Consider the following 13,345-nt stretch of genomic DNA (forward strand, 5'->3'; position numbering starts at 1 on the left):
TTAGCGAGTCAATTTCATGGGGGATAATATTATGAATAATCTAACAATCGAATTGTGCGAACGTAAAAACAAATTTATCATCAATAACCTGTACCCCCTGTACTTACACGATTTAGCGGGAATTCGGAATGTACTGCCAAATAAATATGGTGTTTTCGAGGATGATGAAAAATATCATACACTTGAACAACAGATGCCTGTATTTGATATATGGTGGGAAAGAGAGGGGGTTTTGTTTCCTTATCTATTAAAAGTCGACGGATTACCTGCAGGATTTATCTTGGTTGCAACGCCACCCTATTTGTTTGATAATTGTGACTTTATGATAAACGAAATATTTATTCTAAGACCCTACAGAGGTAAAGGAGTAGGCGGAAACTCCGTAAGAGAAGTCTTCAATTTACATCGTGGAAAATGGATGCTCTTTACTACACCAACGGAAAAGAATTTGGATACTATAAGTTTCTGGAGAAAAACATTATCTGGGTATACAAATAATCAATTTACCGAAGAAGATAAAGAACTGAATGATGTCGGGTTCTCTAAAGTTTTTAAATTCAATAATTAAGTTGGATACATGATAGTTCAAATACTTTGGAAAAGTATTCCACCAACCAAATGATTATTTAAGAATTGACTACCGGTCATTAAACCCTTGACTTCCCACATCAAATCATATATCCTACTTACATCATACGATTTCAATGCAAGACACATTCCCTACGAGGTGTTTTATGAGTGTAGCAGGTTTTCAACAGGCATAACTTAAGAAAATAACATTCTATTCTATAGGTGAAGCGGGATACCGTTTCTAAAAAATCCTATATGATAGTTTTATTTAAGTTACCTATGAAGAACCCTGCGAATACATCATGAACCATGACTCGAACAGAGGAAGTAAACTGCGGCTTTGGACACAAATCCCTTGTCAGCTGTAGGCTTTTCTCTATGTGTAACGTCATGTAAATTGAGTGTAATGAGCTGTGGGTCTCCCGCAGCTTTTTTTGCGCTTATTTGGGCATAAACGTTGAAATCTTATGGTGCAGGGATCTTCATCATGATCACCCAATCGTGAGGAGAATGCAAAGATGAATCCAAGTACAAAGGACAAATTACAATATAACGAATTGAAGACACTCGTCCAAAGCTATTGTGTAAGCAGTCTGGGCAAGCAACTGATCGATCAGCTAGAACCAAGTTTAAACCTCAAAGTAGTGAAGCAACGTCTCCTTGAAACAACGGAAGCCCGCGCGATTCTGGATACCGAGGGACATGTGCCGCTGCTGGGGATTTCGAATATTAAACTCATGATGGAGAAGCTGGACAAAGGGATGGTACTGGATCCCTCCGAACTGATTGCCATTGCTGATTTTCTCCGGGGTTGCCGGAAAGTCAAGAAGTTCATGACCGAGAAGGAATTCTACGCTCCTAAGATAAGTGCTTATGCCAACTCCATGTGGGATTTCCAGAACATTGAAGATGCAATTCACCAAGCTATTAAAGGGAATCGGGTGGACTCCGGGGCGAGTAAAGAGCTCAGACGAATCCGCAAGCATATTGATATTGCCGAGGCTAAGATTGAGGAGCAGCTGCAAAAGTTTCTGAAGAACAGCGCGAACAAGGAGGTTATTCAGGAGTTTTTTGTCAGCAAAAAAAATGACCGCTTCACTATCCCGATTAAAGCTGCCTATAAGCATCAAGTGGCTGGAACGATTGTCGAAATATCTTCCAAGGGATCGACTGTGTTTATGGAGCCGTTAACTGTTGCCAAGTATAACTCAGAGCTTTCGGGACTCAAGATGGAGGAGGGGATGGAGGAGCTTCAGATTCTGTCGGCTCTATCGGATTTAGTCGCAAATCAAACCCAGCCGATAACGGTCAATATTGATTTGATTAGTCTGTACGATATGATTTTCGCCAAAGGGAAATTTAGCAAAAGCATGGATGGAATCGCACCTAAAGTGAACGACCACGGGTCGATTAAGTTGGTCCGATGCAGACATCCCTTATTGTCCGGAGGTGCGGTTCCGCTGGATTTTGAAATTGGCGATAGATATCGCAGTTTGGTTATTACGGGTCCGAATGCGGGGGGCAAGACGGTTGTCCTGAAGACGGTAGGTTTGATCGTGCTGGCTGTGATGTCCGGATTTCACATCGCGGCGGATGCGTCTACCGAAGTGGCTGTGTTTGATCGTATGTTCGTTGATATCGGGGATAATCAGAGCCTGGAGAATGCGCTTAGTACCTTTTCGTCCCATATGAAAAATATAGCCGAAATCATGCGACAAGCGAATCGGAATACGTTGTTGTTGTTTGATGAGATTGGCAGCGGAACGGAACCCAATGAGGGTGCGGCACTGGCTATTGCGATTCTGGAAGAATTTTACCAAATGGGTTGTATGACGGTTGCGACCACGCACTATGGAGAGATTAAGGAATTTTCAGAACGGCATCCGGATTTCATGAACGCAGCCATGGCATTCGACAACGAGACCTTAGAGCCGCAATATAAGCTACTGATTGGGCAATCGGGCGAGAGCAATGCGCTATGGATCTCGAAAAAGATGGAGTTGAAAGATGAGGTATTGAGGCGGGCGAAGCTGTATATGAAGAGTAAGAACTATCGGTTGGATCTCCTTCATGAAAGTAAAGTGATGAAGAAGCCGGTAGTGGCACATACGGATGAAACGGAAGTTGTACTTGAGGAGTACGGGATGGGTGATCGTGTGCGGTTATTAGAGCATGATGAACCCGCGATCGTATACAAAGGCCGAGATAGCTTCAACCATATGACGGTTTTATTTGAAGGGCAGCTCGTAGAGGTGCATGCTAAGCGGGTATCCTTAGAACTACGAGCCAGCGAGTTGTATCCTACGGGATATGATCTGAATACGCTGTTCACCAGCTATAAAGACCGCAAGTTTCAGCACGACATGGAGCGTGGCTCGAAGAAGGCGTTGCGGCAAGTGCAGAAGGAAATACGGAAGCAACGGGAGTGAAAGGATCGTAGCTTTGAGGCGTTTCCATCAAGACCATCATGTAAATGATGATCCTAAGTTAGACGGACACAGTGGAATAGAGATGCTTGCGCAGTTAGGCGGCGTCTATGATGGAGGAATATGCAGCGGCCAAATCACGACGAAGGAGACCTTAAATAGACAGTAAGAAAACCCTCCCTCTGTTCAAACAGATGGAGGATTTATTTTTGAGTCTCTTAAAAAAAGGATCACAAAACCGTCAGTACAGTCATTTTACGATATGTTGGAAATTGCGATTTACCTATATAATGGAGAGTGGATAACCCGATAGGAGGAATCGTGAATTAAAATGGTTCGAAAAAAAACATTGCAATTCAAATTCATTCTTGGTTTTTTTATCGTTACGGCTCCATTGATCTTTTTTCTGTTTTACAATAATTTTTATTCGATGAATGTCGTTCGAAATGAAGTGTCGCAGTCTTACTATGATCTTCTAGAATCCAAAGTTACCTTGCTGGATCAAACGTTGGAAGATACGAGCAATTATATTTTACGTCTAGGCACTAGTGATTTTTCCTATACCAATTTGATTCCGCTTACATTGTACCCCATGGATAGCGGCGAATATTTCATGGCCAAACAATGGTTTTTACGAAAATTCAAGGATGATCTTAGTATTTATAAAGGGATTGATACGTTTTTTGTCTATTCGAAGAAAAATAATGATATGATCACGCAACAGAATACCTATGAAGATGTGCAAAAATTCGAAGGCGTTTTACATTCATTTTTTCAAGACAATAAGCATATTGATTTTCTCAACTGGCAGATCATGTCTTGGGAACAAAAAAACTATTTGGTACGCGTCATCGAAATCAGTCCAAAGGAAATTAATCGAGAGCTTTATGTTGGTGCAGTGATTGATATCGAAAGCTTTTTGCGACCGCTTCAATTGCCTAACCGTGGACGAACTTGGAAAGAACTTCTACTTATGTCCAATGACGGGGCGCCGCTGCTGCCAACATCCTTATCGATGGAAAATGTCAATGAAATTGTTAAAAAAATGAATCATGCTGACTCGAAATATGTATCTTTCTCCAATGCCGCAAGCGGGACCAAGTATTTGCTTGTTGGGTTCCCATTTAAGTTCGCGACAATGAGTCTCTCGGTCATCATTCCTGAAAAGGTTTTACTTCAAAAGCTGCTTTATTTTCAACGTCTGCTCTTTTTGATTCCCTTAGGATTGCTCATTGTACTCATTTTTTATCTATTATTTGTAAAGCAAGTTGTTTTGCTACCAATGAATATCCTCATTAAAGGGATGCGCCGAATTACCCGTGGGGATCTGGATGTTAGACTAGAAGATAATTCGACCACAGAATTTTCCTTTTTAATCGAAACATTCAACAAAATGTCCTCCCAAATTCATACGTTGAAAATTAATGTATACGAAGAAATGCTTAAAGCGCAAAAAGCTGAATTCAATCATCTACAGACCCAAATTAACCCGCATTTTTATTTGAATTCCTTAAATATCATTTTCAGCCTATCCATGCTAGAAAAAAATAACTTAGTTCAAGAAATGACCAAACATTTGGCTAATTATTTTCGCTTTATTACTCGGGCGCATCGGGATACGATTTTACTTTCCGAAGAGCTTGGACATATCGAGCATTATTTAGAAATTCAAAAGCTGCGTTTTCCCAATAAATTGTTGTTTGATATATCCATGCCAGAGGCGTATTCGCAGCATAGCGTGCTTCCCTTAATGATTCAACCTTTTGTGGAGAATGCCATTATTCACGGGATGGATAAAGGAAAGGCCATCTTTCATATTGAAATAAAGGTACAGCCATCGGCAGGCTCACCAGACTGTTATGAGGTACTCATTATCGATAACGGAAAGGGAATTCCAGCGGATAAGTTGCACATGTTTCAAACGGGTCAATATACGGAGGGATCTGGTTCAGGCCATAACCATCTTGGCATTTGGAACGTCCACCATCGTCTACGAATAAAGTACGGCTCACAAGTGAAAATTTTGTTCGATAATGGTGTTGAGAAGGGAACCATCATCCGCTTAATCATTCCTATTCAACTGGTCGCAGCAGATCAAGGAGGCATATTGGATGAATAATTTGCTTATTGTCGATGATGAAGTGTATGCCGTAGAGGCACTTTTGAAAGGGATTCCTTGGTCTGAACTGGGGTATAGTGGCATTTATTGTGCGTACGATGCCGATGAGGCTATGGAAATTATGCGTACGGTAAACATAGATATTATGCTTAGCGATATTGAGATGCCCGGGAGTAACGGACTTGAATTGGTTGATTGGGTGAAAGAACACTACCCGCTAATTGTGACTGTCTTCTTGACAGGACACGCGGATTTCGCTTATGCACAGCAGGCTGTTCGTTTAGGAAGTTTCGAATATTTACTGAAGCCCATTGATATGGGTCAATTGCAGCAAGTGATGCTTAAAGCGCTAGACAGACTTAAGGAAGTGAAGAAGGTAGATCAATTTGATGAAACCTACCAAACGTATGTGAAGTTGTGGGAAAAGCAGAAGCCGCTGCTGACGGAGCGGTTTTGGCAAGACATTCTATCTCAGCGTGTCATTCCGAATGCGGAGAACCTGAAAGAATTGCTGCCATCCTATAATCTCTCATTTGATCCGGATACGCTGATTTTGCCAATTTTACTTAGTGTAGAACTTTGGAATAAAGAGTTTAGCTTGCGTGATGAAGAAATTATGGAGTATGCGCTTCGCAACGCCGCGGCGGAAATGTTCTTTCAATTCATGCCAGGGGATGTTATTCAAGATCGGAACGGCATTCATCTCATTTTGATCCATTTGACAGCGCATACAGACCTGCAATTGAACGAATTACACTCGATTTGTTATAAGTATATTGAAGCATGCGCACAATTATTTTATTGCAGCTTGTCTTGTTACGTGGGGAAGCCTGTTCATATCAAGGAGTTAAGTGAGAATTATCATGCATTACTTGATTTGGAAGCATGCAATATTACCAATTTGAAGGTTGTTCAATTTCAACAAGGGCAGCCAGCGAATCCTTCGGATCAGAAAAAATCAACTGTTGTGATTGATTGGGTTGACTGGGCAGTATTATTTGAACTTGGTAAAAAAGAAGAGCTCTTGAACCGAATGGAAGCCGTCTTGACAGGGCTTCAAGATCAGACGATCACTTCCGAAACGATAGACGTTTTGTATCATTCGGTGCTGCAAATGGTTTATCAGGTATCACATAAAAGAGGTTGGTCCGTAAAGGAGTTCATCGGTTCCAAAAAGTGGGTTGGGGAAGCATCAGCTACGCGCTCAATTGTTCAATTTAAATTGTGGGCATCACGTATTATCACAGCTGGGGTCGACTATATTCATTGCCAAGAGCTGGATAATTCCTCATTAATCGAAAAAATCAAACAATATGTGCATGCCAACTTAAAGGATGCGACCAGAGAAAGCATTGCCTCCTATGTTTACTTGAATTCTGCCTATTTATCACGGCTGTTCAAAAAAGAAACAGGGCAAACCTTGATGGATTTTATCATCTATGCCAAAATGATGAAAGTCAAAACCATGCTGACCGAATCGAATCTTAAAATAAGTGAAATCTGCGAAGCTATGGGTTATGATAACTTCTCTCATTTTGCCAAAATGTTCAAGAAACAAGTCGGGATTAGTCCACAAGAATTTCGCAAGCATTACCAAAATATAGGTTAACTCCGTAGATAAACCCTTGAATGAATGTCTTAATTCATCCAAGGGTTTATCTATGTTTACATGAAGATTTCTTATAGATATTGATTGTCATAAAACCGTCAGGGAGGTCATTTTACTTCGTAGGAACCTTGATTTCTCACCTTTATAATAAGGGTAACAGAGATGTTCGACTATAGAGGGAGGTGATTACGATGTTTCAAAAATCGAGAAAAGGATCATTGTTGAGAAATATCTTTAAGGAACGATACCTACTTCTCATGTTGTTACCGGGGACCATCTACTTAATTTTCAACAATTACATTCCAATGTTCGGAACGGTTGTTGCGTTCAAAAGCATTAATTATGCGTTGGGTTTTTGGAAAAGTCCATGGGTAGGTTACGACAATTTTAAATTTTTGTTTAATTCAAGTGATGCATGGGTGATCACCCGAAACACAATCTTGTACAATCTTGTATTTATTGCATCAACCTTAGTGTTTTCGGTTGCCTTCGCAATTTTATTGAATGAATTAAAAAATCGCTACTTTGCTAATCTGTACCAAAGTGTGATGTTTCTCCCGTATTTTTTATCGGCTGTCATTGTTGGATACTTGGGTTTCTCATTTCTGAGTGAGGAGTTTGGGTTTCTAAATAGGAATATTCTAGCTCCTTTGGGTATTGACCCGATTTCCTGGTACAGTGAGCCTAAATATTGGCCCTATATTTTACCCATTGTCCATATTTGGAAAAACATTGGTTACTCAACCGTTATCTATCTTGCGGCAATCGCAGGTATTGATAAAGAGTATTATGAAGCTGCCATTACGGATGGCGCTACGAAATGGCAACTAACGAAGAACATCACACTTCCCGCCATCAAGCCGATGATGATCATTCTAACCCTGCTAGCGATCGGTCACATCTTAAATGCCGATTTCGGATTATTTTATCAATTGCCTTTGGATGCAGGGGCCTTATACTCGACGACAAATGTCATTGACACCTACGTGTATCGCGCATTGCTCCGCTTAGGGGATACAGGGATGTCATCAGCTGCAGGATTATACCAAGCTGTAGTCGGTTTTGTACTAGTTTTAAGCGTGAATTATCTGGTTCGTAAAATAGATAAACAAAACGCACTCTTTTAGTAAAGGGGAAAGGAGATTATGAGCTTGGATACATCTATGGCTGCGGAAAAGCGTGTACATGATGCAACTGGCATAAAAAGGAAATATAAAGATCCGCTTGCGATTAGTAACAAAACAAACGTCATGCTTAACTTCTTTTTCCTGTTCTACAGTTGCTTAAGTCTCATGCCGGTGTTACTCGTTGTATCTGTTTCGTTCTCGGATGAAAAATGGGTAGCGCTGGAAGGATACAAGTTAATTCCTCACAAATTCAGCTTAGCTGCTTATCAATATCTCTGGTTTGATATACAGAATATAATAACCGCTTATGGGATCTCCATTCTCGTAACCGTTGTAGGCACAATTACTGGGTTATTAATCACGGCACTCTTTGCTTATCCATTATCAAGAAATGACTTTCGTTATCGTGGATTGTTCTCCTTCATCATTTTCTTTACCATGATTTTCGACGGCGGTCTTGTTCCCTGGTATTTGGTGTTTGCCAATATTCTTCATATGAAAGATACGATATTTGCTTTGATTATCCCAGGATTATTGATGAATGCCTTCTTCGTCATCGTCATGAGAACATTTTTCCAAACGACGATCCATCCCTCAATTATTGAATCGGCAAGTATAGATGGGGCAAGTGAAGGTAGAATTTTTGCGCAAATTGTGTTGCCGTTATCTCTTCCTGTTCTTGCGACGATTGGCTTGTTCTACTCCCTTGGTTATTGGAATGGTTGGTATAACAGTCTAATCTTTATTAACAATGACAAAATCATCAATCTCCAGTACATGATGTATAAGGTCTTAATCAATCTACAGTTTTTAATATCGAATGCGCAGGTCGCCTCTGGTATCAGTTCATCCGAAATCGCCAAGGTGCCGAATGAAACGGTTCGAATGGCCATGTGTATTATTGGAACGGGCCCGATGATATTCGCGTACCCTTTTTTTCAAAAGTATTTTGTAAAAGGATTGACCGTTGGTGCTGTAAAAGGCTAATTCCAGTTAAACGCTGGTTAGTATATAGTAGACATATACTTAGGAGGTCAAGTATGAAAAATACGAGAAAAACAGTCCAATTATCCATGGCAACCTTTCTTTCGTTATCCGTACTCATGACAGGCTGCAGTACTAAGAAAGAAGAAGTAATCGCAAGTGCAACACCTGTCGCGAGTGAGAAAGTAGAAACGGTCCAGCCGTCCAAGAAACCTGAGTTGGCTCCGTATACGATCAAGATGGTCGTTCCAGGTTCAGGTGCGCCTAAAGATCTAGCGCTGGTGAACCAAGAAGTAAGTAAATACTTGAAGGATAAGATCAATGCCTCCTTTGAATTATCCGTGATCGATTGGGGAAGCTGGCAGGATAAAGTCAATTTAAAGTTTGCCTCAAGTGAACCCTTTGATTTGTTACAAACCATGAACTGGGATAATTTTGGCACGAAAATTCAGCAAGGTAATATTATTGACTTGACGGCACTCATTGAAAAAAATGCACCGGATCTCAAAAAAGTAATTAATCCAGTCTTGTTGGATGGATCTAAGGTGAATGGCAAACAGTACGGTTTACCGATTAATAAAGAGATAGCTAGTCAAGCAGGGTTTATGTTGCGCAAAGATTTGGTGGATAAATACCAAATTGACCTTACTAAAATTAAAAAAGTGGAAGACCTAGAGCCCATATATCAAATGATTAAAGACAAAGAGCCTGGTGTGACTCCCTTATATTTGAATAAAGATACGAGCATCGACTGGGTACTGAACCCGTTGAATTATGAGGATTTAGGCGATAGCAGTCCTGGTTCAGTAGTGAGAGGGGCAAAAGATTACAAAGTTGTTAACGCCTTTGAAACCCAAAAAGCAAAAGATCAAATGGATTTAGCCCGCAAGTGGTATTTGGCCGGTTACGTCAATAAAGATGCTGCAACCATTGGGGATACGACAGGGGCTTTAAAGGCTGGAAAGGCATTCTCGTATGTCCAACAGCTTAAGCCTGGTAAAGATGCTGAGGATAGTTTGGCTTCCGGTGTTCATTGGGTACAAGTAGAATTAACCAAGCCGATCGTTAGAACTTCCGATACGACGGGATCCATGACTTCAATGTCTAGAACTTCGAAAGACCCAGATCGCGCGATGATGTTTTTGAATTTACTTTATACGGACAAATATTTAGTTAATTTGCTCGCTTTCGGAATCGAAGGAAAGCACTTTGTTAAAAAGAGCGACAATATTATTGACTTCCCTGCTGGCTTAGACGGTACAACATCAGGTTATGTTTTGAATGGCGCTTGGATGTTCGGTAACCAATTTAATGATTATCTGTGGGCAAATGAAAACCCGAAAAAGTGGGATAATTTCAAAAAGTTCAATGAATCTGCCGAAACAGCAAGTGTACTCGGATTTATTTTTAACCCAGAACCTGTGAAAAATGAGATTGCCGCCTTTAATAATGCGAAAAAAGAGTTTGAACCTGGTTTATTCTCAGGTACCGTTGATCCCAAAGAATATTTACCTAAATATATCAGTAAATTAAAAGCAATTGGTGTGGATAAAATTATTGCCGAAAAGCAAAAACAACTGGACGAGTGGGTCAAAACGAAGAAGTAAGACTGAATCACATTGTATAGTTAGAGGTGAGCTCATATGTTGGAGAAGGTATTAAGTTCCGAACAAATTGAACAGTTTAAGGAGCTTGGCTGGGTAAAGGTAAGCGGAGCCTTCCCACGAGAAACAGCGCTAGCTTGCCAACAGTTCCTATGGGGAAAGCTCCGCGAGAGAGGAGTTCATCAAGAGGATCCTTCAACTTGGAATAAACCCATGATTTATATCCAGGAAGCATATCGCAGTCCTGAGTTTGACCAGTGCAATACGGCACGGATGGCGGATGCGATTGAGGATTTGATTGGATGGGATCGATGGCAAGATCGCGGTGTGTATGGGATCGATGAGGTTCAATCGACGTGGGGCTGGTGGCCGGTCAACTTTGCACTTGGGGCTGACAGAGAGTGGGATGTTCCTACAGATGGTTGGCATTGGGATGGTATTCATTTCCGCCATTATGTCGATAGCCCTGAGCAAGGACTCCTATGTCTATGCATATTTTCGGAAATAGGTCCTCATGGTGGCGGAACGTTAGTGCTGGAAGGCTCACATAAGCTGGTAGCTCGGTTTCTATCTGAGCATCCAGAGGGGATGGAATCGCAAGCAGCGATTGATAGCTTAAATAGGCAGCATCCGTACTTGTCGGAATTGACGGGACTAACGAAGTCAGCGGATGAAAGTGCAGGCAGCCGAATTGATAAATTTATGAACACGAGGCATACAGATGCTGATGGTATCGAATTGCGGGTTGTTGAGACGACAGCATCCGCAGGAGATATCATTCTATGTCATCCTTTTCTTTACCACACAGCATCACAGAATCACAGTGGAATTCCACGCTTCATGTGCAATAAGACTACGCCGTTAAAAGAGCGAATGAATCTGACTCGAAGTCAGGAAGTCGATTATACGCCTTTAGAAATGAGTATTCGGAATTCATTGGGTCTTTGAATCTAATAAAGATCATCCTTGATCAAGGAAAATAAATGTATTAGTTGAAAAATAAAGTTCGTTAGTGGGTGTTCACTTTTGTGAACACCTCTTTTTTTTATTTGAGGTTCGTTATTAGTTAATGAGGAGACCGTGAAAGTAAAGATATAGACTGGCGGCCGGCATTAATGGGCAGGAAAATTTGCACATATCGCGAATACCATCTAAACGGCTTTAAAAGGAGGTGCTCTACGATGCTCTTAAAGTTTTTTGTTCCCCTTATATGTTTTTTCACAATACTCTCTTCCGTCCTATTGGGAAAAGTAACAAACATTTGGATGGTAATTATATTCGGTTCGCTCTTTGCATTATGTGTAGCGCTTCACAATAAATACCCAAGATTACATAGATTACAGATTGTGTTTCTTCTTATTTTTCATTGGTATAGTCATTTGAATTGGTGTTTGATTTTTTACTACATCTTAATTCTACTTTCTGCTCAAAAGAAACAGACTTACAATCAAAAGTTACCTATCGCATTTACGTATATCTTACTTTACTCTACGATCCGTTTAGCCTATCAACCAATAAATACTTACAATTTATTGGTTGTAGTGTATGATTTTATTGGTGCAGCTTTAATCGTGCTACTCTATCATTATTTCCTCAACTTAGAATTGGAAAAGATAAGATTGAAGGAGAAAAATGTTTTTTTAGAAACACATGACCCTCTCACAGAGCTTTTGAATTATAAAGGTTATATCAATACCCTTCAAGATCTAATAAACAAACAATATAACTTTGTTTTGATATTAATCGATTTCCAAGACTTTAAGTCCGTAAATAATCAAAGCATCAGTAATGGAAACGAGGTATTAGTAAATATCTCGCTACTTTTGAAAAGAGTGTTCTCAAATGCATTTACGATCTCCCGTTATGCAGGAGATCGGTTTGCAATTACAATCCCATCAAAAGAAAACATTATTCATGATATTGATGAATTACTGAGTTCAAATGTATTAGGATATCAGGTTACACATAGCAGTACGCAATTTCCACAAGAGTCAGCTTTGAAAGATGAACTAATCACGATAGCAGAAGAAAAATTGTTTCAAAATAAACGAAATGTTTGGTTAAAACGTGAAGAGAGCTTATTCCGTTCTGAGAAAATGAGAGCAGTGGGGGAATTGGCGGCAGGAATGGCCCATGAAATACGCAATCCGCTTACAACAATTAAAGGGTTTATGCAATTATCGACTCAAAATGGATATGATATTGGACCTTGGTTTGAAATCATTATGAGTGAAATTACACGGATGAATGAACTAACATCAGAATTCTTACAGTTCTCGAAACCAAATATTAGTAATATGAAACCTGAATTTGTAAGTAGTTGTTTAGATAGACTACTCTTCTTAACTGAATCAGATGCAGTTTCCCGTGGACATAAAATAGTTCTCGAGACTGCTGCAGACTCCTTATGTGTATATATTGATCGAGATAAAATGGTCCAAGTATTAATAAACCTTGTAAGGAATGGCTTAGAAGCAATGAATGAACCGGGGACTATTTATATTCGCTCTAAACGTGAAGACAATTATGCTGTTGTTGAAATTGAGGATACTGGACAAGGCATATCATTGGCAGAACAGGCAAAGATACTCCAACCCTTCTATACGACAAAAGACAATGGTACTGGTCTTGGGTTATCCATTTGTCAAAAAATTGCACAGGACCACGGTGGAAGTTTGGACTTTCAAAGTGTCGTCGGAAGCGGGTCGGTATTTAGATTTATATTGCCAGTTTATCATGAGCTCAATTAATGTATTTAACCTTGATTGGCTTAGTGCCATTCAAGGTTTTTTTTTTGGTTATATTAGATAGTTGAGCATTTAGTTAACTTATTAGTTAACTAATAAACTTTTTTATTGACAATAAAGTTGTTATTTAGCATAATATGACCAATAGTACATGTTTTA

Annotated in this window: 9 protein-coding genes; all 9 read left to right on the plus strand. The window is 40.0% G+C overall.

All coding sequences use genetic code 11. From position 1 onward, the window contains the following. The first annotated feature begins 31 nt into the window (after window positions 1–31). The 9 genes from AC58QM_RS16735 to AC58QM_RS16775 all read left to right on the plus strand — a co-directional run bounded on the left by AC58QM_RS16735 (window position 32) and on the right by AC58QM_RS16775 (window position 13,189). Entirely contained in the window at window positions 32–568 is a 537-nt protein-coding gene (locus AC58QM_RS16735; protein WP_497285802.1) for a GNAT family N-acetyltransferase, read from the plus strand. Between the two features lie 520 nt (window positions 569–1,088). Beyond that, window positions 1,089–2,999, plus strand: a complete 1,911-nt coding sequence (locus AC58QM_RS16740; protein ID WP_497285804.1) for an endonuclease MutS2 — start codon at window positions 1,089–1,091, stop codon at window positions 2,997–2,999. 328 nt (window positions 3,000–3,327) lie between these two features. Continuing rightward, window positions 3,328–5,115 (plus strand): sensor histidine kinase, encoded by a 1,788-nt coding sequence (locus AC58QM_RS16745; protein ID WP_497285805.1) that lies wholly within the window; start codon window positions 3,328–3,330, stop codon window positions 5,113–5,115. Then, window positions 5,108–6,724, plus strand: coding sequence for a response regulator transcription factor (locus tag AC58QM_RS16750; RefSeq protein WP_497285807.1), 1,617 nt, complete (start codon window positions 5,108–5,110; stop codon window positions 6,722–6,724). Before AC58QM_RS16745 ends, AC58QM_RS16750 begins: the two co-directional genes overlap by 8 nt. 191 nt (window positions 6,725–6,915) lie before the next feature. Then, the gene (locus AC58QM_RS16755; protein WP_497285809.1) at window positions 6,916–7,851 is read left to right on the plus strand and encodes an ABC transporter permease; all 936 of its coding nucleotides are present in this window, start codon (window positions 6,916–6,918) and stop codon (window positions 7,849–7,851) included. A 24-nt stretch (window positions 7,852–7,875) separates the two neighbouring features. Then, on the plus strand, window positions 7,876–8,838 hold the full coding sequence (locus AC58QM_RS16760; protein WP_497285811.1) for a carbohydrate ABC transporter permease: 963 nt from the start codon (window positions 7,876–7,878) through the stop codon (window positions 8,836–8,838). 53 nt (window positions 8,839–8,891) lie between these two features. Continuing rightward, window positions 8,892–10,442 (plus strand): ABC transporter substrate-binding protein, encoded by a 1,551-nt coding sequence (locus tag AC58QM_RS16765; protein WP_497285813.1) that lies wholly within the window; start codon window positions 8,892–8,894, stop codon window positions 10,440–10,442. Window positions 10,443–10,478: 36 nt separating this feature from the next. Then, window positions 10,479–11,387, plus strand: a complete 909-nt coding sequence (locus AC58QM_RS16770; RefSeq protein WP_497285815.1) for a phytanoyl-CoA dioxygenase family protein — start codon at window positions 10,479–10,481, stop codon at window positions 11,385–11,387. 233 nt (window positions 11,388–11,620) lie between these two features. Further along, window positions 11,621–13,189 carry a sensor histidine kinase gene (locus AC58QM_RS16775; protein WP_497285817.1) on the plus strand — a complete coding sequence of 523 codons (1,569 nt, stop codon included), beginning with the start codon at window positions 11,621–11,623 and terminating at the stop codon, window positions 13,187–13,189. Window positions 13,190–13,345 lie beyond the last annotated feature (156 nt).

It is taken from the genome of Paenibacillus sp. J22P165 (assembly GCF_059692015.1).